Annotated in this window: 20 protein-coding genes; 15 read left to right on the top strand and 5 right to left on the bottom strand. The window is 55.4% G+C overall.

The features are described 5' to 3' along the window. Positions 1 to 4: 4 nt before the first annotated feature. Entirely contained in the window at positions 5 to 484 is a 480-nt protein-coding gene (locus tag KORM41_RS09045; protein WP_068143618.1) for a GrpB family protein, read from the top strand. An 8-nt stretch (positions 485 to 492) separates the two neighbouring features. Here KORM41_RS09045 and KORM41_RS09050 read toward each other — a convergent pair whose 3' ends face one another. The 3 genes from KORM41_RS09050 to KORM41_RS09060 all read right to left on the bottom strand — a co-directional run bounded on the left by KORM41_RS09050 (position 493) and on the right by KORM41_RS09060 (position 2,140). Continuing rightward, positions 493 to 1,020, bottom strand: coding sequence for a hypothetical protein (locus tag KORM41_RS09050; RefSeq protein WP_068143620.1), 528 nt, complete (start codon positions 1,018 to 1,020; stop codon positions 493 to 495). A gap of 21 nt (positions 1,021 to 1,041) precedes the next feature. Beyond that, the gene (locus tag KORM41_RS09055) at positions 1,042 to 1,341 is read right to left on the bottom strand and encodes an SCP2 sterol-binding domain-containing protein (protein ID WP_068143621.1); all 300 of its coding nucleotides are present in this window, start codon (positions 1,339 to 1,341) and stop codon (positions 1,042 to 1,044) included. Positions 1,342 to 1,414: 73 nt separating this feature from the next. After that, the gene (locus KORM41_RS09060; RefSeq protein WP_068143623.1) at positions 1,415 to 2,140 is read right to left on the bottom strand and encodes a DUF748 domain-containing protein; all 726 of its coding nucleotides are present in this window, start codon (positions 2,138 to 2,140) and stop codon (positions 1,415 to 1,417) included. 174 nt (positions 2,141 to 2,314) lie between these two features. On the opposite strand from KORM41_RS09060, the gene KORM41_RS09065 reads away from it, so the two are divergent. Both KORM41_RS09065 and KORM41_RS09070 read left to right on the top strand, forming a co-directional pair. After that, complete coding sequence (locus tag KORM41_RS09065) at positions 2,315 to 3,829, top strand: EAL domain-containing protein (RefSeq protein WP_068143626.1); 1,515 nt, start codon at positions 2,315 to 2,317, stop codon at positions 3,827 to 3,829. Positions 3,830 to 3,894: 65 nt separating this feature from the next. Then, positions 3,895 to 4,782, top strand: coding sequence for a TIGR01459 family HAD-type hydrolase (locus KORM41_RS09070; protein WP_068143627.1), 888 nt, complete (start codon positions 3,895 to 3,897; stop codon positions 4,780 to 4,782). 67 nt (positions 4,783 to 4,849) lie between these two features. Here the strand turns inward: KORM41_RS09070 and KORM41_RS09075 are convergent, their stop codons facing one another. Further along, positions 4,850 to 5,824 carry a protein phosphatase CheZ gene (locus tag KORM41_RS09075; protein WP_068143629.1) on the bottom strand — a complete coding sequence of 325 codons (975 nt, stop codon included), beginning with the start codon at positions 5,822 to 5,824 and terminating at the stop codon, positions 4,850 to 4,852. Further along, on the bottom strand, positions 5,824 to 6,210 hold the full coding sequence (locus KORM41_RS09080) for a response regulator (RefSeq protein ID WP_068143631.1): 387 nt from the start codon (positions 6,208 to 6,210) through the stop codon (positions 5,824 to 5,826). Before KORM41_RS09080 ends, KORM41_RS09075 begins: the two co-directional genes overlap by 1 nt. A gap of 257 nt (positions 6,211 to 6,467) precedes the next feature. Between KORM41_RS09080 and KORM41_RS22365 the strand changes: the two genes are divergently transcribed. The 12 genes from KORM41_RS22365 (at position 6,468) to mutL (ending at position 18,379) form a co-directional block, all read left to right on the top strand. Then, on the top strand, positions 6,468 to 6,596 hold the full coding sequence (locus KORM41_RS22365) for a hypothetical protein (RefSeq protein ID WP_269448945.1): 129 nt from the start codon (positions 6,468 to 6,470) through the stop codon (positions 6,594 to 6,596). Positions 6,597 to 6,798: 202 nt separating this feature from the next. Then, positions 6,799 to 7,839 carry a bifunctional riboflavin kinase/FAD synthetase gene (locus KORM41_RS09085; protein WP_231727057.1) on the top strand — a complete coding sequence of 347 codons (1,041 nt, stop codon included), beginning with the start codon at positions 6,799 to 6,801 and terminating at the stop codon, positions 7,837 to 7,839. A 36-nt stretch (positions 7,840 to 7,875) separates the two neighbouring features. After that, positions 7,876 to 8,598, top strand: coding sequence for a TerC family protein (locus KORM41_RS09090; RefSeq protein WP_068143633.1), 723 nt, complete (start codon positions 7,876 to 7,878; stop codon positions 8,596 to 8,598). 146 nt (positions 8,599 to 8,744) lie between these two features. Then, positions 8,745 to 10,001, top strand: a complete 1,257-nt coding sequence (locus KORM41_RS09095; protein WP_068143635.1) for a hypothetical protein — start codon at positions 8,745 to 8,747, stop codon at positions 9,999 to 10,001. A gap of 145 nt (positions 10,002 to 10,146) precedes the next feature. Next, positions 10,147 to 10,650 (top strand): response regulator, encoded by a 504-nt coding sequence (locus KORM41_RS09100; RefSeq protein ID WP_068143637.1) that lies wholly within the window; start codon positions 10,147 to 10,149, stop codon positions 10,648 to 10,650. A 107-nt stretch (positions 10,651 to 10,757) separates the two neighbouring features. Further along, entirely contained in the window at positions 10,758 to 11,291 is a 534-nt protein-coding gene (locus KORM41_RS09105; RefSeq protein WP_068143639.1) for a response regulator, read from the top strand. 225 nt (positions 11,292 to 11,516) lie between these two features. Then, positions 11,517 to 14,369: an isoleucine--tRNA ligase gene (gene ileS, locus KORM41_RS09110; protein ID WP_068143642.1), complete on the top strand. Its 2,853-nt coding sequence runs from the start codon at positions 11,517 to 11,519 to the stop codon at positions 14,367 to 14,369. Between the two features lie 8 nt (positions 14,370 to 14,377). After that, on the top strand, positions 14,378 to 14,911 hold the full coding sequence (lspA, locus tag KORM41_RS09115) for a signal peptidase II (protein ID WP_068143644.1): 534 nt from the start codon (positions 14,378 to 14,380) through the stop codon (positions 14,909 to 14,911). Continuing rightward, positions 14,908 to 15,333 carry a DUF3035 domain-containing protein gene (locus KORM41_RS09120; protein ID WP_068143646.1) on the top strand — a complete coding sequence of 142 codons (426 nt, stop codon included), beginning with the start codon at positions 14,908 to 14,910 and terminating at the stop codon, positions 15,331 to 15,333. The genes lspA and KORM41_RS09120 overlap by 4 nt, the downstream gene beginning before the upstream one ends. 242 nt (positions 15,334 to 15,575) lie before the next feature. Continuing rightward, positions 15,576 to 15,935: a hypothetical protein gene (locus tag KORM41_RS09125; protein ID WP_156431850.1), complete on the top strand. Its 360-nt coding sequence runs from the start codon at positions 15,576 to 15,578 to the stop codon at positions 15,933 to 15,935. Between the two features lie 5 nt (positions 15,936 to 15,940). Next, a complete protein-coding gene (locus KORM41_RS09130; protein ID WP_068143650.1) occupies positions 15,941 to 16,375 on the top strand; it encodes a hypothetical protein in 435 nt (144 codons plus the stop codon). Positions 16,376 to 16,456: 81 nt separating this feature from the next. Beyond that, on the top strand, positions 16,457 to 18,379 hold the full coding sequence (gene mutL, locus KORM41_RS09135) for a DNA mismatch repair endonuclease MutL (protein WP_068143652.1): 1,923 nt from the start codon (positions 16,457 to 16,459) through the stop codon (positions 18,377 to 18,379). Positions 18,380 to 18,384: the final 5 nt, after the last annotated feature.

The following is an 18,384-nucleotide window of genomic DNA, read 5'->3' on the forward strand; positions in this document are numbered from 1 at the left end:
ATCCATGACCGAAAAATTTTACATTCAGCACTGGGATGCTGCCTTGTTGAAGCGGCAGGCAGAGGCTACGGCGTCTGCCGTCAAGGCGATCTTGCCGGATGCGGATGTTCGTGAGGTCGGCAGTACCGCAGTGGCCGGTGCAATCGGCAAACAGGATATTGATCTTTTGGTGCGTGTAGCTCCAAACGCATTTACCGAGGCCCGCGATACTCTTGATGAAGTTTTTCCACGGAACTCTGAACAGCTTTCGACATGTGACTTTCAGGGCTATTTGATCCCCGATGATTTGGACGTTGCTGTGCAACTGACTGTCCATGGCGGGCAATATGATGTGTTTCTGCCTTTTCTGGATGCACTGACTTCAGATGCAGTGCTTCTCGAGGCCTATAATCAGCTAAAGCGGGATTGGCACGGAAAGTCCATGCAGGACTACCGTACGGCAAAGTCAACCTTCATTGAGGCTGTTTTGGCAGACCTTGGGTAAAGTGACAGTTAGGACGCGAGTTGGGAAGACAGGATCGTGAGCCAACGGTTTACCCGTTTCTCATGTTCGCCCGGTTTGCTGTCGCCAATCGGCTTGCGGCTATAGATTGCCAAGGCGCTTGTATAGTTGTCGATTTCGATGACCCGAACCGTCAGGACCGCTGGAATGCTCTCGCCAGGCAGGCGTTCGAGGAAGTCAAACTGGTTATTGACGGGATCAAAGCCATAAGTGCGGATCGTGGGCATGCCGTCCACATAGTCGGCAAGAGCGAGGCGGAGCGTACGGGCATCCACCTCGAAGCGGGCTGCTGGACCGTTGGTGATTGCTGCCTCGCACAGGGTGGCCGGGCACAAAAGGTACCCGCTATCGTCCCCCTCGAAGGCCAGCGTCTCAAACTCAACGGTCTCAAGCGTGCCGCTTTCATCGCCGAAAATACTATCGCCCCCGCCGATCTGGACCAGGAAATAGACTGCCAGTCCAATGACTATGACAAAAAGACAAAGCCCGATGGCGAGGGAGCGAAATTTTTCCAGCATGATAACCTTTAAACCAGTTGCTTAACCCAGGATCGAGCCAAGCTGCATGGCAAGGCTCATGTCGCCTTCTACACGCAATTTACCGGTCATGAAAGCCATCTGTGGATTGAGATTTCCTTCGGCGATCTGGACGAAGTTGTCCATGGTGACTTTCACAGTGCAGTCAGCCTCGGAATCCTCATTATCAACAACAGTTGGAGACGCTTTGCCGTCAATGCGGACAACGCCGTCGTCGCCGAAATCGAACTTGATAATGGCGGCGAGTGGGGAATGCGAACCAACGCGGCCGCGGATTTCTTCAGTGATTTTTTCCAGTGACATAATGTCCTCCCTTGCAACTGATAGTGAATATTGGACTTAACAGTCCAGAAATCAATCAGTTATTGCTTATATCTCAGTTCTGGTCGTCTTTTTTCTTCTTCAGCTTACCAACGAGGCTGGTGATGCCTTTTTCAAGCGACCCTTCCTTGTCTTTTACAAGCTCTTTCAGTTTGTCGGATGCGCCAGCTTTGATGAGGGCCTGCGCAATCTGTGGCTGCAGCACGGACATGACGTGGCGCGCGATCTCTGCTGGCGCCATGCCTTTCTCATCTGTGCCAAGGTCGGTTATGGTGAAGTCAGCGAGCTCGATTGTCTTGTCCACACTCAGCGCGCCTTCGGTTTTCACGGCAACCTTAGGCGCCCTGATCACCATTTTCTTGATGGTGAGGGTAATGTTTGACGGCTTGGTATCGTCTGCTGGGCCCACATTCTGCTGCAGCTGCTCGAAATTGGTTTTGCCGTCGATTCGGCGGGCATCCAGCATGGGAGAATCAATCACGATACTGTCGATGATTACATGGTCAGACAGGAGCGTGCTTGGCTGCAGCTGCATGTCGAAACTGCCAAGGCTGGCAATCTGGCCTTCCCCATAGCCTTCGGGCTGGCCGATCTCAAGCCCCTTGAAGCTGACTTTTCCGGAAAAGGGCGACAAGTTGATGCTTTCAACTGTCACAGGAACCTTGAGGGTTTTTGGCCCACCGGTTTCAACGCCGGCTTTTACGATGGTGTTGATCTGGCTGTAGGCGACGCCTACGCCTACCAGCAGAATAACCACCAATCCAAGAAATAGTTTTTTCATTGTCGTGCCTCCGTCCCGCTTCGATCCGATTGGCGATTATGATGGCACTGTTTTACGGCCTTGTTAAGGCATAAGGCTGAGGGAATGCGTGAACAAAAGTCTTAACGAATCCCGTCAGTTATGCCAGCATGGCGGCAAAGCTTGGCAAGTTGACCGATAAAGGGTGGTGATTTCATGGCTGTGCTGACGCAAGTTCTCCTGCTGGTGTCCTATATGATCTTGGGGCTCGCGGTGATGATAATCCCACCGCGCCTGTTCGGGATGCCTGAACAATTGGCGCAGCTCCTGGGGGTCGTGGTTTTTTTCGGGGCCTGGCAGATACAAAATCTTTTCACCGTAAGGCGGATCGAAAAAGAAACGTCCGCTCGGGTGGCCGTTCTTGAAGATGTGACAACCATCCTTCGTGGGGACTTGGAACGGACCCGACGCAAGACGGAGCAAGGTGACGAAAAAAGCGATGAAGTCGTCGGTGAACTGAAGGTACTGCATACCCTTCTGACGCAGCTGATGAAGCGCGAGGTGGAGCTTGAAGCCAAGGTGCCCAAGGCTACCAGAATCGCACAACGGGGCGGTAAGGCTGGTATCCTTGAGCCAACCGATGAAGAGGCGCTGGCGCTGAGCGCAGACCATGTGCCGGAAAAAGTGGTCGACACGAAGGCTGAAACCAAACAAGGCAAGACACCGGAATCGGCTCTTGAGTTGGAGCCTGAAGGTGACGTGGACGATGATGGCGGGCTTGAGCTTGATGAAATCGAACTGACGCCGGAAGAGGCCGCGATGGCAGTTGTGGACGAGGGCGACGGTGAAGAGATGGAGCCTTTGCCCCAGGATGAAGAGGGTGAGGATGAGGGCGTAGAGCCGGGCTCCGATGCGCCGCGGCCAAACCGCCCAACCCCCAAAGCGCCGGTGCGCGGTAAGAAAGCGCAAATTCGCCTGATCAAGCGCGAGGATCAGCTTCTGTCTGTGATCCGAAGTTCGCTTGCAGAGAACCGGGTTGACCTTTACCTGCAGCCGATTGTGACACTGCCTGCCAGGCGGTCGGTCCATTATGAATGTTTTTCCCGTGTGCGGGACGAAGAAGGTCGTATCATCCTGCCGCGCCAATATATGAGGGTGGCTGAAAACAAGGGGCTGATCGGGACAATCGACAACCTCCTGCTGTTCCGCCTGATCCAACTGGTGCGCCGGCTTGGCAAGCGGCGCCCGAAGGTGCGCTTCTTCATCAATATGTCCCGTTACTCAATGGAGGATGAAGAATTCTTCCCGCAGTTCATCGATTTCATGTCGGCCAATTCGGAGTTCCGTGACCGCCTGGTGTTTGAAATCAGCCAGGAAGATTATTATATGCTGCCAGGCGAGGTGAAGGAACGGCTTCTGGCGCTTGGGCGCAAGGGGTTTGGTTTCTCAATGGATCTGGTGAAGGATTTCAATAAGGACTTCACCTATTTGGGTGAGAATAAGTTCCAATTCATCAAGGCCGATTTGGGTGATTTGATGGCTGCGCATCCTGAAGAAGGGGATGTGGAAGCGATCAAATCGTTCCTGCGACGGAACGGCATGCAGTTGATTGCGAGCCGGGTTGAGAGCGAAGATGATGTGCTAATGGCGCTGGAGTCCAAGGTGGAATATGCCCAGGGATATCTGTTCGGCGAACCAACATCTGCCGCTAATCTGAGCAGCGAATTTTAATTTGTAACGAGTAGGTCATTCGGGTGTCCGCCTAAGCCCTAGCTCCAAAATCTGGAGGCAGTTTCATGCCGAACTCATCCGGTACCAGCGTGCATATAGCCGCTGGACTAAGTGAATTGATGGACGAAACAGACCTTGTGATCTGTGATCTTTGGGGCGTGATGCATGATGGCCTGAAGCTGCATTCTGGTGCGGTTGACGCGATCCAGAAGGCACGCGCTGCAAGGGCGAAGACCGTTTTCCTTTCCAACGCTCCGCGTCCGCGCGGCTATGTAAGGGATCATTTGCTTGAAATGGGTCTGCCTTCTTCGCTGACGGATTTCGTCGTGACCTCGGGCGGCTTGGCACGCGATGAGGTGCGCGAGCTGTATTCGGGTGCGAAGCTCTATCATCTTGGGCCGGAAGGTGATCGCAACACTGTTGAAGGCCTGCCAGTTCAAGAGGTGGGGCACCCGGATGATGCCGAGATCATCCTGGCGACTGATCTGGACTTCCGCGATATTGATGCCCATGGCCCCTGGTTGCGAACCGCCGCAGAGCGGGGTGTTCCCTTTTTGTGCGCGAACCCTGACAGGATCGTGCATGTGGGTGATCGCCTTTACCCCTGTGCCGGCGCTGTGGCGGACCTCTATGCCTCAATGGGCGGGGATGTGCATTGGTTTGGAAAGCCCACCCCGAAAGCTCTGAGGTCTTGTGTCAAGGAAGTCGGCCTGGACGCGGACACCACCGGCGAAAGGGTCATGATGATCGGGGACAGCCTGCAGACAGATATAGCGGGAGCAGGTGCCGCAGGTTATCGGGGGATCTTTATCACAGGGGGGATTCACCGCAATGATGCCCCGCTTCTCGACCAGGCCTCGAACAAAGGGCGTGTGCCTGTGCATGCCTTCCGAAAGATATTTGGTAAGGAAAAGGCTGTACCGCATGCTGTCATGCATAGCCTGAAGTGGTAGGAGCCCAAAGAAAGAACCGGGCCGAAGCAAGCTCCAGACCCGGTTCCTTTTGAACTGTCAAGCTGGCCTAGCCGAACAGGGCGTCGATATCGTCCTGGCTGACCTCTTCACCTTCGGGAAGATCGATCTCTTCCTCTTTGGCTTCTTTGGCCGGCTCGGCTTTCTTTTCAGCCTTTTTCTTTTCTTCCTCGGCTTTTTTCGCCTCTTCCGCTTTCTTCTCGGCTTCCTTTGCCTCGTGCTCGGCTACCGGATCGAAATCCTCCTCGAACATATTGTCGAGTTGTTTGGGCGAAACGGCCTTCGGAGCTTCTACTTTAGGTTCCGGTTTTGGCTCAGGTTTCGGGGCAGGCTCTGGAGCAGGCTCAGGGGCTGGTGCTGCAGCCGTTTCCGCAGCCTTGGCCTGGGTGCCCATGAGGGCGTCAACCTCTGACTGGTTGATGCCTTCGCCTTCGAGTGCAGGGCCGGACAGCAGCGATCTGTCTTCCGGAATAGGGCCTGCGGCTTCCTTGGCTTCCTCGATGTCCTGTTCGGTAACACCAAGAAGGTCACGCAGTTCCATGACGCGGGTTTCAATGTGTGCGAGCGTCTCAACGACCTTGGAAATGCGTTGGCCTGTGATGTCCTGGAAGGAACAGGCTTCAAAAATACGCATCACGGCGTCCTGGCTGGTGGCGACATAATTGTCTTTGTCGTCAGGGTCCAGCGCCATGATTTCCTCGGCAGCCTCCATGATGGTATTGGTGGCTTCCTCGGTCTGCTGAACAATCGCATCCAGTTCCAGGCCAGCGCGTGGAATCCTGGCGCTTTCCAGATCGCCCGGCTGCAAGGATGCAATCTCTTTCCGCGCGTTGGAGATATAATCGCTCAGCGATCGGCATTCCCGGTAAATAGACGTATCGATTGATTTGAAGAAAACCGACATTGTTCCGATCAGCACTTCGGTTACCGATGCGACATCGGTCAAAGACAGTTGCGTCGTATCTTGCTTCCGTAAGCTGTCGACTAGCAGTTGGATCTGCTTCGGAAGCGCCGGATTGGTCATCAGAAGTCTCCGAGCACCGCTACCAATTTGGTTTTCAGCGTCGCAGCGTTGAACGGCTTAACAATATAGTTGTTAACGCCGGCCTTTTTCGCCGCAATCACGTTATCCGTCTTGGATTCTGCCGTAACCATAATGAATGGTGTGTTTTTGATTACGTTGTCGGCGCGAACCTCTTTCAGGAACTCGTAACCGGTCATCGGCTCCATGTTCCAGTCGGAGATGATCAGGCCATATTGTTTGGCCCGTGCTTTTTCAAGCGCCATAGCACCGTCGGTTGCTTCGTCCACATTGTTGAAGCCAAGCTGCTTCAAAAGGTTGCGGACAATCCGCAGCATTGTCTTGTAGTCGTCGACGATAAGGATCGGCATACCCATATCAACGGCCATGATAATTCCTCAATATTATTGATTACGCACCCTCAGTGCCAACGTGACACCGCTAAATTCCTAAACAGGACACTAGCCCCGATAGCATGAAGAATTGGTTAACCCATCGCTGCGTAAGTTTCAAACACTAACTCGTTCATTTGAAACCATATTATTGCGCGCCAAAGCTATCATACCCAAGAAAAGGTGGACAAAATGCAAAGAATTCCGCCATTTAGGTCGATATTCCTGCTTCAGTATGCCTGAAGGAGGCATAAATGGTACAGCAGCTTTTTTTTGAAGATATAGCCATTGGCCAGAGCGAGTCGATCACAACAGCCGTTACGGCTGAAATGTTTGAGGCGTTTTCGGAAGTTTCCGGTGACGTTAATCCTTTGCACCTGTAAAAATTGGGGCACTGTCGTCGCAACGGTGGAAGTAACGTCTTTGGAAAAGAACCGGGTGTCTTCCAAAACCAATTGTATGGTAGGGGACAAAACAGTGGTGACGGGTGACGCATTGGTGTATGTCCCGAGCCGACCAGCCGCTTAAATTGCGGCAACTGAACAACCGGGCCCCAGAAAACACAGCGGTCGGGTAGCAACGAGGATGGTTCACACCATGCGCCTTCTGAGGCACATCAATGAGGTTGGCGCCGAGCATCGCGGCAATGTTGTTGCGCTCGGCAATTTCGACGGCTTCCACCGGGGGCACCAGGTGGTCATCGGTGAAGCAGGGCGTCTGGCACGTGAGATGAAGCTGGGCCTTACGGTGGTGGTGACAGAACCTCACCCGGTCAGCTTTTTTGCTCCCAAGGCGCCGCCGTTTCGCCTGACCCCATTTCGTGAGCGGGCACAGCTTTTAGAACAGTTTGGCGTTGACCAACTTCTGGTTCTGCCTTTTGACAAGTCTCTGGCCGGCATGCCTGCCCAGGATTTTGTTACTGAAATTCTCCTGAAGGGCCTTGATACCAAACATGTGTTCGTGGGCTATGACTACCGTTTCGGCAAGGGGCGCGGAGGCGGCACGGATGTGCTGGCCTGGATGGGAGAAATGGAAGGCTTTGGCCTCAGTGTCATCAAGCCTGTCACAGTTGGGCTCGAAGGCTATGCCGGAGAAGTCTATAGCTCTACCCTGGTTCGGCAGGCGCTGCAGGCCGGTGAGGCACGCAAAGCCGCCGCGCTTCTTGGGCACTGGTGGTCGATCAATGGCCGGGTAACGAAGGGCGATCAACGTGGCCGTACCATTGGATTTCCGACAGCCAATGTAGAGTTGGGGGAGAGCCTTCAGCCGAAATTGGGCGTCTACGCCGTGCGGGTGCATATCGAAGGCGATGATCGGGTAATCCACGGTGTTGCCAATGTCGGAAAACGGCCGACTTTCGATAAACGTGATGTCCTTCTTGAAGTGCATATGTTTGACTTCGATGAAACCTTGTACGGCAAGCATTTGCGTGTCGAACTGGTCGCTTTCCTGCGTCCGGAACAGAAGTTCGAGGGGATTGAGGCGCTCAAGAATCAGATACACCGGGACAGCCGTGTGGCGAGGATTGTCCTGGCAGAGCCCGAAAATGCCCGTGACCGCCTTGAGGCGCCAACACTTGATCGCTATCTCAACCTCTTTCCAGAGCCACATATCCGTGCCCGTTAGGGGTTTTGAAGCGCACAAATTCATACGGGGGACGCAATGGAACTTCTACTTGATTATCACATTTGGGTCAGCTTTCTGACACTGACATCGCTCGAAATCATTCTGGGCATCGACAATGTGGTCTTCATTGCGTTGCTGGTAGGGCATTTGCCGGAAGGTCAGAGGAAACGGGCCCGCATGATTGGCCTGACACTGGCGCTCCTGATGCGAATTCTGCTTCTCCTGGGTGTTGCCTGGATTATCAGCCTGCAGACACCCTGGCTGACGCTCTTTGGCCAGGAGTTTTCCGGTAAGGATATCCTGATGCTCCTTGGGGGTGGATTCCTGCTCTATAAAGGCACCAACAGTATTCACGACGAAGTAACGGGGGACTATAAGGCAGAGATCAAAGCCGCTACAGGCGGTATGGCTGCAGTGATTGCGCAGGTGGTGTTCATCGATATAATTTTTAGTTTCGATTCCGTAATGACTGCTGTGGGCATGACAAAAGTCATCCCAGTCATCATTGCTGCCATGACCATCGCCATGCTGGTGATGATGTTCTCAAGCGGCTATATCGCCAGCTTCATCGAGCGTTTCCCTACGCTCAAGATTCTGGCGCTTAGCTTTATCATGCTCATTGGTGTGTTCCTTGTGGCGGAAGGGCTCGGCTTCCATGTGCCCAAAGGTTACATTTACTTCGCGATGGCCTATTCCCTGGGTGTTGAATGCCTCAACCTTCTCAGGCGCCGCCGCAAGCTGGCAAAGCAAGAAAGCTAGTTCAAACCGCAAATGCAAAAGTGGAAGCCTGGTGCCGGAAGGGGCCGGGCTTCTTTGTGCCTGTGGTTCACAGAGGCCTCCTGTTTCCGTTTCTATTCAAAAGCGCCGCCCTCTTGGCGGCTTGACCAGGATCAGGGAGAGCGGAAATGATTATCACCTTCAATGGCGAAGATGCGGTACCAGCCTACGGCCCAGGGACAGAGGGCAACCCACCAACAGCTGCCCAAAGTCGGACCAATGTTGTCAACGCGGTCAATACGGCGATCAGCAACCGGATCAAGGCGGTGGGCGATGTCGCGAACGTCCAGGTGATTGATGTTTTCGGTGACCTGAAAGGGGCCGAGCTCCTGAACAGGGGGGAGCCGGAGCAACTGATATTCACGCAGTTGAATTATTTTTTCCGCGCCTCGACAGATGTGTCAGGACTTGCGCCTTTGCAGGGCGTTGAAGGATTGGCCGATGGTGGCCGTCGCAGGTCGATTGGACTGACTTCGTCGAGCTTGCAGCGAAGCCAGCTGACTTTTGCCGACTTCAATACAATCATTGAGATTGGCACTTTCTATTCGGTGGCCCGCCGTGGTGCCAGCCACAAGAAATACGGTACTCGGATTGTGGGTTTCTATTTCAAGGGCACGAACAATGACGGCCAGTTACTGCGACTGTATCTGCCCGATGATTGCGGCCGTATGAGGCCCATTCAGCAGCTGGTTGACCCAACAGTTGAGGATATTGAGGGTGAACTGGTGGGGATCAATACAGGCAGCGACTATCAGGTTGGTATCTTTAAAACGCCGCTATCTCTCAAGCTTCGCGATGGGCTCGATATCTGGCGCAACATTATCAATATCGGCGCGACAAGCTTCTCAGGTGATTCCAGCAAATATCTGGACAGCTTCGGCATGGTCACCAGCTTGACCCCTACGGGCAACTACATCGATGCCGGGTCAACGAGCGAAGTGATCTTTGCCTTGGACTTCGAGCTTGTGGATCGAGACGGGGAGGGCCCTTTTGGGACTTACGAAATGGATTTCCAGTCCTCCAACACAAACAGGAATCTTCTGGTGGACCAGCAGGGCAAGGAACGCACCTGGAGCATTCCGTCCGTGTCCGCGCTGGATGTCGAAATCGGAAGCCCTTTTTCGCAAAAAACAACCCATACCCGTACGCGCCAGCAGGAGTCCTCGGGCCAGAAGCAGATTCTGGAGAAACTGATCCAGAACCTGCCCGCCAAATATTACAAGCTCGTCAACTTTACCGGCACGGAAGTGGGTAGTGTTGATGCTGCAATCTGGGTGACAGACAACCTAGACCGCAAAACCAAGATCACGGTGCCTCTTGGTAAGAAGCTGCTGCTTGTTGAAGAAGAGGTCGAAGTGGTACAGGCCATTATTGATGCCATCTAGCGCCGGGGTGCCCGCGCTATTTGGTGGTGCTGTTCAACGTGATTAACGCACCTTTAATCATGGCACCTTAGGCTGGTCGTGAAACCACTTTGGAGGTGACGCGATTAGCGGTCCAATAGACAGTCTGGCCAATCTTCATGTCTTAATGGCGCTTGGGAACGCTCAAGCGGCTGCAAGCCTGAAAGATATCCTGCTCAGGCGGCGGGTGGGCGTCTTTACGCCCGCCAATAACCGCGACGCGGTGGAGATGATGCTGGATCATAGCTATAATATGCTGGTGATCGACGAGCATTTCCCTGACCTGGGGGGCATAGATTTCTGCCGGTTCCTCCGCCTGACCAACAGCCCGATGGCTGTGGCGCCGGTTATTTTCGGCATTCATGAGCCGAACCAGAAAAAGGTGATTGCGGCTCGGGATGCCGGAGCCACCAAGATTGCAGTGATGCCATTCTCCGGCGCTAGCCTGATCAAGGCAATGGAGGATGCGGCAAATGATCCGCGTCCCATTATCCAGGACACCAGCTATAATGGGCCGGATCGCCGGACCCGGAGTGTGCCACCCCCAGGTGGTGTTGACCGTCGCTCGAAAACGCCGACTTCAATCGACCGGGCCACCCAAATGAAGATTCTCCGTGGCGTGAAGAGCTGATCCCGGCAAGTCCATTAATGAAAATTATAAGCCGCGCTTGAGTTAGCTGCCTGCGTCTTATATGACGAAAGACGTCAAACATATAAGTCTGTCTGGGAGGGCCGCGCGTGAGGCTGGGCGAGAAATCCGATCTTCGAGTGCTGATCGCTATGGCCAATGGCCAGGCTGCCATTGGTGCGCGGGCTGTGTTCAAGGAACAAGGGGCCATAAGCTATCAGGTTGCTGAAAACAATCGCGATGCCATGGAAAAGATGAAAGCGGAACAGTTCAACCTTCTGCTAATTGAAGACACTTTCCCTGACATAGGCGGCATCGATTTCTGCCGTTTTATCCGCATGATGAATGCGCCAATCTCTGTTGCGCCCATCATATATGCGCTTAAGGACCCGGACCGTGAAAGCGTCCATCAGGCGCGTGATGCAGGTGTCAACAAAATGGTGGTGATGCCTTTCACCACGGCAAGCCTGGTGAAGAATCTGGAAGATATCCTGTCGCACCCAAAGCCCTTCATTCGTGTGACAGGCTATTATGGCCCTGATCGCCGTGTGGGTGGGGGAAGCTATTCCGGGCCCGAGCGCCGGAAGAAGCAGCAAGGTGTTTTCCCGGTTGCCAACCAGAAAAAGGTCTTCAAGGGGCTTTAAAAGACCGCCTTTCCGCTCGACACTTCCGGTCAAGATTGATAAAAGTGCGGCCATGCAAACCCACAGTAAATATGGCTGGCCTCGCGCTGGCATCATTATTCGAATTACTGGCCCGGCGCTAATAGACTAGCGACCGGGGTTTTAAGTTTACACATTTTCCAGAATTCAATTGGGTGCGACGCAATTTCAAGGCGGCCCCATTTATCAAGAGCGAGACAAACAGTCATGTCTGCCGACAATAGTGAAAAGCGCGATTATCGCGATACCGTCTTCCTGCCGAAAACAGATTTCCCCATGCGCGCGGGCCTGCCGCAGCGCGAGCCAGAGTTTCTGAAGCGCTGGGAAAAAGATGCCATCTACAAGACCCTGCGCGAGGACGCGAAGGGCCGCGACAAGTTCGTGCTGCATGATGGCCCTCCGTATGCCAATGGCAACATCCATATCGGCCACGCGATGAACAAGATCCTCAAGGACGTGATCGTCAAGTCGCAGCAGATGCAGGGCAAGGATGCCCCGTATGTGCCCGGCTGGGATTGCCACGGACTGCCGATCGAATGGAAGATCGAGGAAAAATACCGCAAGAAAAAGAAAAACAAGGACGATGTGGACCCTGTTGAGTTCCGCAAGGAATGCCGCGCCTTCGCCGACGAGTGGATCGATGTGCAGCGCGAAGAGTTCAAGCGTCTTGGCATCTTCGGCAACTGGGAAAAGCCCTACCTGACGATGGACTTTGACGCAGAAGCGCAGATCGTTGAAGAACTTCTGAAGTTTTCAACCTCTGGCGCGCTCTACCGCGGTTCCAAACCGGTGATGTGGTCGCCAGTTGAGAAAACAGCACTAGCGGAAGCTGAGGTCGAATACCACGACCATACAAGCGTGCAGATCGATGTGGCTTTTCCATTCCTTAAAGCGACACACGAGGATCTTGAGGGTGCGCGGGTTGTTATCTGGACCACCACCCCTTGGACCATCCCGGCAAACCGTGCTGTCTGCTATGGTCCCGATATCGACTATGTGGTGGTCGAAGCCACAGAAGTGGGCGAGGGCGCCCTGATGGCGGAAGGTGACCGTGTTGTCGTTGCCGAAGCTCTGCTTCTGGATTTCGTCAAGCGTGCGGGCATTGAGAACTATCTTGTGATCAGCCACCTGAAGGGCAGCGCCTTTGAGGGCGCTATCCTCGCGCACCCATGGCGCGGTCACAAAGACGGCAACCGGGGTTATGACTTTGATGTGCCGATGCTGCCGGGCGACCATGTAACCACCGAGGCTGGTACCGGTTTCGTGCACACAGCCCCTGGCCATGGTGACGACGACTATCAGGTTGCCCATGTGAAGTTCGGTATTGAAGTGCCTTACACGGTCGACGAAAGCGGGTGCTATTATGAGCATGTTCCGCTGGTGGCAGGCGAGCATGTCTATAAGGTTGCCGAAAAGGTATGTGAGCTGCTTACTGATGCCAGCGCGCTGATGGCGAAAGGCCATCTGACGCACAGCTACCCACACAGTTGGCGCTCCAAGGCACCGCTGATTTTCCGCAATACGCCGCAATGGTTCATCTCCATGGAGAAAACGGACCTACGCGCAAAGGCGCTTCAAGGCATTGAAGATACCAACTGGTACCCTGCCATTTCCAAGAACCGCATCAGGGCCATGGTTGCGGACCGGCCTGATTGGGTAATCTCGCGCCAGCGGGCCTGGGGCGTGCCGATCACAGTCTTCGTGAACAAGGCGACCGGCGAGCTGCTACAGGACGCAGATGTCAATGCCCGCATCATTGCCGCCGTCAAGGAAGGTGGCGCGGATGCATGGGTTGCTGTACCAGCGCAGGAGTTCCTGGGCGACAAATATGACGCCGAAGATTTTGAGCAGGTGCACGATATCCTGGATGTTTGGTTCGATAGTGGTTCGACGCACGCGTTCGTCTGCGAACAGCGTGAGGAGTTGCAGAGCCCAGCGGACCTGTATTTGGAAGGGTCAGACCAGCACCGCGGTTGGTTCCAGTCGAGCCTTCTTGAAAGCTGCGGTACGCGTGGCCATGCGCCTTACAAGAATGTTCTGACCCACGGCTTCACCATGGACGGCGAAGGCCGCAAAATGTCCAAGTCGCTCGGTAACACCGTGGCGCCACAGAAAATCATCCAGCAATATGGTGCAGATATCCTGCGTCTTTGGGTGACGTCGGTGAACTATATGGAAGATGTGCGCATCGGCGACCAGATCATCCAGGGGCAGGTAGATGCCTACAGGAAGATCCGCAATACCATGCGCTATCTGCTGGGCAATCTTGACGGCTTCACGGAAGAAGAGCGGCTGCCGGCAGCCCAGATGCCAGAACTTGAGCGGTATGTGCTGCATCGCCTGGCGGAGATTGACGCCCTGATCCGGGATCGTGCGAACCATTTCGATTACAACCCGATTTTCCAGGCGCTCTATCAGTTCTGTATCGTTGAGCTCTCAAGCTTCTATTTCGACATCCGCAAAGACGCGCTTTACTGCGATGCAGCGAACAGCAGTCGTCGCCGCGCTGTGCGCACGGTGCTGGATGAAGTCTTCATGCGTCTTACTACCTGGTTCGCGCCGATCCTTGCCTTCACGGCCGAGGAAGTCTGGCTGTCCAGGTTCGGAGATGACGCCCAGAGCGTGCACCGTCAGATGTGGCCTGAAACACCAGCCGACTGGAAAAACGACGCACTGGCAGAGAAATGGACCATGATCCGCCGCTTGCGCCGTGTGGTCACTGGTGCGCTTGAACTGGACCGCCGTGAGAAACGTATCGGCTCCAGTCTGCAGGCGGATGTGGCCGTTTATGTGGCCGACCACGCTTATGTGGACGCACTGGCGGGTCTTGACCTCGGGGAGCTGATGATCACTTCCTCAGGCCGCATCATTGAGGCAGATGCCCCAGAGGGTGCCTTTACCCTCGAGGATGTCAAAGGGGTTGCCGTGGTAACGGCGGCTGCAAGTGGTGACAAATGCGAGCGCTGCTGGGTGGTGTCCGAAGAAGTATCCGCCCACGGTGAGCTGTGCAACCGCTGTGCGGATGCTGTAGCAGGGCTTGATGCCCAGGCTGCGGGCTAATCACCCTGATGGCGGGGCCATATTTCAGAAAAGGGCTTTTGGCGGCTGCGGGTTTGCTTGTGGCCGACCAGCTCTCGAAATGGTGGATTCTCGAAGGCCTCCGTTTGCCAGAGAAAGGCAGTATTGAGCTGCTGCCTTTCCTGAATTTCTCCATGGTCTGGAACCGTGGCATTTCAATGGGTATCCCGCTTGGCGAATCCCTTGGGAGATGGGGCATCATTGTTCTGACCGGGCTAATCAGCCTGTGGGTGGCGAAATGGCTGTTTGATACGGCCAAGAAAGTGGAAGCCTGGGGGCTCGCGTTGATCCTGGGCGGCGCCATTGGCAACATCATTGACCGCTTCCTGCATGGTGCCGTGGTGGACTTTGTGCACCTGCATGCGTTGGGCTACAGCTTCTATGTTTTCAATGTGGCGGACGCGGCAATTACCATTGGTGTGGTGCTTCTGCTTATTGATGGGTTGCGGCCAGACAAGAAAGGCCCTAAAAATGCCCAAAAGGTCGGCGACAGTACGGCCGACCACAAAGGAGAGAGTTCATGAACCTCAAGTCTGTTTTGTTTATCGGTGCGGCTGCCCTGACGCTTGCGGCATGCGGTGGCGGTAAAAACAGCCCCGACGAGTTTGAAGTTGTCAGCCGTGCGCCGCTTGTGGTGCCGCCGGAAGCAGACCTGTCGCCGCCACGTCCGGGTGAGCCGAACGCTCAGACGATTGATGCCAGCGGCCAGGCTTACGAAGCGCTGTTCCCAGGTAAGAAATTCAAGCGGTCTGAGCCAAAGTCTGACTCTGAGCGTGATCTCTTGTCCCGCGTTGGCCCAAGCGAGCCGGACGTGCGCTCCAATGTTGGCCAGAAGGACCTGGCTGTCGTGAAGAAAACTCTCCTGCTGGCGGATATTCTTGACGCCGAAGAGCGTGAGTTCCGGACCGACAATGTGTCTGTACGCCGGGTGTCTTCTGGCAGCTGAAACTAGCGCTATAGAGTATGGGAAAGCCGCAGGCGTTGATGCTGCGGCTTTTTTTGTGCCTGCTCTCCTGGCTGAACGCCTCGTCCATCCTCAACCAAAATGCTATGCGCATTTGGCACGCCCGTTGCTTATAGAATCGCGCCGGTTGCGTTACGAGGACAAGTGATATGGACATCGCAAAAACAGACGCCAGTACGCAACATACTGAATCTTTTGGAAGAACCGGAACCAAGACGGGGGTCATGGATACAGTTCGAGATTTTCGCGCTCTCATGGAGCAGTTCGACGGGACGGGTGAGACGCGCATTATTGCCCACCAGAGGAACGGTATTGCCGAGTTGGGCGTGGTTGGGTGGGCAATGCGTGCCCTAGAACTTGACGCCTATATGGTCGCCAAGAAGGACCTTCTGGAAGAAGAAGGCCTGACCGTTGATGACCTCTATGAAATGAAAGCATCCGAGCGCGCCGTTTTTGAAGCTCGTGTTATCAACAGTATGCGCAAGGAAGACATGGCGCAGGCGGTCAGGGCGTATGAAGAGCTCGAGCTGGAGCGGAAAAAGCAGAATATGTACAGGGTGGTTACAATTCCGGATCCGGAGTAGGCCCCATGAAAATAATTCCATCATTTCCAGGCCTGGCTCCTTCGCCTGACAGCACAGCGGACACAAGCGCGCCTCAACCCAAAGAAGGCACCCGAGAAGCCTTCAGTGAGTATCTGCAGGCTTTTGATGCCGCGGGAAAGGCGCGTGTGAAGGCCGATTTTGCCCAGAAAGCCGAGGGGTTTGATCCCATTGCCTGGATGTTGCGTGTTCGGCATCTTGGCCTTTATGACCAGGCCCGCCATGACCTGATGGCCGAAAAGAACCTCGACCATAGCGACCTCGAAAAAATGAGCGAAGAAGACCGTATCATCTTCGAATCACAGGTTTATGACCGTGTGCGCGATAAGCTTGTTGAGCGCATGGGCAGGCACCATCACTGCCACTGTGACGAGGAAGAGATCAGGCTTTATCGCGCCGCGCCCTTCCTGATTTCAAACTAAGTTTCAGCCCCTTTTGCTGCTGGCGATAAATTGCGCTTGGCGGCTCTTCCATGGCCCAGAAAACCCTGATAGGGTCGCGCCATGACAAGCCAGAACAGACATGATCTTCCGAAACAGGCAGGCATCATCCACCTGCTGAGCGAACGCACCATCAACCGCATTGCGGCAGGTGAGGTGGTCGAACGGCCCGCGAGTGCCGTCAAGGAACTGGTGGAGAATTCGGTCGACGCTGGCGCTACCCGCATTGATGTTGTGATGCGCGATGGCGGCAAGGCGCTTATCCAGGTGGTGGATGATGGCCGCGGCATGGATGCTGAAGAGCTGAGTCTTGCGGTGGAGCGCCACGCAACTTCCAAGCTGAAGGATGACGATCTGGTCAATATCGCCTCGCTTGGTTTCCGGGGCGAGGCGCTGGCGTCCATTGGCGCGGTAGCTCGGCTCACCGTTACATCGAAAGCCAGGGGCACAAATGAGGCCTGGGCCGTGCGCGTAGAAGGCGGGCAAAAGCACGCGGTGGAGCCCGCGGCGCTCACCACAGGCACCCGCATCGAAGTGCGGGACCTGTTTTATTCCACGCCCGCGCGGCTGAAGTTCATGAAAACGGCGCGCACGGAATATGCCCAGGCAGGCGACGTGATCAAGCGGCTGGCGATGGCGCACCCGGATGTGGCCTTCACCCTGTCTGACGGGGACCGCACCACCTTCCGCGCCCCGCAGGTGACAAGCCTCACGGGTGATGTACGGCTGGAGCGGCTGGGCGCGATCCTTGGCAAGGAATTCCGTGAAAACGCGCTTGAGATTGATGCCGAGCGAGAGGAGCTTCGCCTGACCGGTTTTGCGGGCCTGCCAACCTATTCGCGCGGCAATGCCCAGCACCAGTATCTTTTCGTCAATGGCAGGCCGGTCAAAGACAAGCTGTTGAACGGGGCCGTACGCGGCGCGTACCAGGACTATCTGGCGCGGGACCGCCACCCCATTCTGGCGCTGTTCCTCGATGTACCCTCAAGCTTTGTGGACGTGAATGTGCACCCCGCCAAGGCAGAGGTTCGTTTCAAGGACGCTGGCCTTGTGCGGGGCCTTATTGTCTCCGCGCTCAGGCACGCGCTCGCTGCAGCCGGGCACCGGGCGTCGACGACCGTCGCAGGCGCAGCGCTTGGTGCCATGCGCCCACACACGGGGCTTTCCTCCCTGCCGATGGGTCGCCCGCACGAGCGCCCAACCTTGCCTGCTGGATTTAACGAAGTCGCCGAACAGATGTATAGCCCGTCCGCCGGGTCATATGGCGAGATGCGGGAAAGCCAGCTGGCGTTCGACCGCACGGGCGATATGGCAGCACCTTCCGCCCGCCCGATTGACGAGCAGGCCACCTATGGCGCGCGGGCGGCGGATGTGCCGCAATCTGCGCCGCAGGACCTCCCCCAAGATTTCCCTCTGGGGACCGCGCGGGGGCAAGTGCACGCCACTTATATCGTTAGCCAAACCGCCGACGGCATCGTGATCGTTGACCAGCACGCGGCCCACGAACGGCTGGTTTATGAACGCATGAAAAAACAGATCGCAGCTACCGGCGTGGCGCGGCAAAGCCTGCTGCTGCCGGAAGTGGTGGAACTTGAAGACGGCCCGGCGGAGCGCCTTCTCAAGCGCATTGATGAGCTTGAAGCTTTGGGGTTGGTGATCGAGCCTTTCGGTGAAGGGGCCGTGGTGGTGCGTGAAGTGCCCGCGATGCTCGGCAAGCTGGACGTGCCGGGCCTTGTGCGCGATCTGGCCGATGAGCTGACAGACCTTGATGAAGCGCTGAGCTTAAAGGAAAGCCTTGAAGAGGTGTGCGGCACCATGGCCTGCCACGGCAGCGTGCGCGCGGGCCGCAGGCTGACCGTGGACGAGATGAATGCATTGTTGCGCGAGATGGAAGCCACGCCGCATTCCGGCCAGTGCAACCATGGCCGCCCGACATACGTGGAGCTGAAGCTCAGCGATATCGAGAAGCTGTTCGGGAGAAGATAGGGAGA

The sequence above is a fragment of the Kordiimonas lipolytica genome, assembly GCF_001550065.1.

Bases quoted from the DNA above. Each gene is read 5' to 3' on its own strand.
- KORM41_RS09045 (WP_068143618.1), top strand. From the start codon at position 5: ATGACCGAAAAATTTTACATTCAGCACTGGGATGCTGCCTTGTTGAAG.
- KORM41_RS09050 (WP_068143620.1), bottom strand. From the start codon at position 1,020: ATGCTGGAAAAATTTCGCTCCCTCGCCATCGGGCTTTGTCTTTTTGTC.
- KORM41_RS09055 (WP_068143621.1), bottom strand. From the start codon at position 1,341: ATGTCACTGGAAAAAATCACTGAAGAAATCCGCGGCCGCGTTGGTTCG.
- KORM41_RS09060 (WP_068143623.1), bottom strand. From the start codon at position 2,140: ATGAAAAAACTATTTCTTGGATTGGTGGTTATTCTGCTGGTAGGCGTA.
- KORM41_RS09065 (WP_068143626.1), top strand. From the start codon at position 2,315: ATGGCTGTGCTGACGCAAGTTCTCCTGCTGGTGTCCTATATGATCTTG.
- KORM41_RS09070 (WP_068143627.1), top strand. From the start codon at position 3,895: ATGCCGAACTCATCCGGTACCAGCGTGCATATAGCCGCTGGACTAAGT.
- KORM41_RS09075 (WP_068143629.1), bottom strand. From the start codon at position 5,824: ATGACCAATCCGGCGCTTCCGAAGCAGATCCAACTGCTAGTCGACAGC.
- KORM41_RS09080 (WP_068143631.1), bottom strand. From the start codon at position 6,210: ATGGCCGTTGATATGGGTATGCCGATCCTTATCGTCGACGACTACAAG.
- KORM41_RS22365 (WP_269448945.1), top strand. From the start codon at position 6,468: ATGGTACAGCAGCTTTTTTTTGAAGATATAGCCATTGGCCAGAGCGAG.
- KORM41_RS09085 (WP_231727057.1), top strand. From the start codon at position 6,799: ATGGTTCACACCATGCGCCTTCTGAGGCACATCAATGAGGTTGGCGCC.
- KORM41_RS09090 (WP_068143633.1), top strand. From the start codon at position 7,876: ATGGAACTTCTACTTGATTATCACATTTGGGTCAGCTTTCTGACACTG.
- KORM41_RS09095 (WP_068143635.1), top strand. From the start codon at position 8,745: ATGATTATCACCTTCAATGGCGAAGATGCGGTACCAGCCTACGGCCCA.
- KORM41_RS09100 (WP_068143637.1), top strand. From the start codon at position 10,147: ATGGCGCTTGGGAACGCTCAAGCGGCTGCAAGCCTGAAAGATATCCTG.
- ileS (WP_068143642.1), top strand. From the start codon at position 11,517: ATGTCTGCCGACAATAGTGAAAAGCGCGATTATCGCGATACCGTCTTC.
- lspA (WP_068143644.1), top strand. From the start codon at position 14,378: ATGGCGGGGCCATATTTCAGAAAAGGGCTTTTGGCGGCTGCGGGTTTG.
- KORM41_RS09120 (WP_068143646.1), top strand. From the start codon at position 14,908: ATGAACCTCAAGTCTGTTTTGTTTATCGGTGCGGCTGCCCTGACGCTT.
- KORM41_RS09125 (WP_156431850.1), top strand. From the start codon at position 15,576: ATGGATACAGTTCGAGATTTTCGCGCTCTCATGGAGCAGTTCGACGGG.
- KORM41_RS09130 (WP_068143650.1), top strand. From the start codon at position 15,941: ATGAAAATAATTCCATCATTTCCAGGCCTGGCTCCTTCGCCTGACAGC.
- mutL (WP_068143652.1), top strand. From the start codon at position 16,457: ATGACAAGCCAGAACAGACATGATCTTCCGAAACAGGCAGGCATCATC.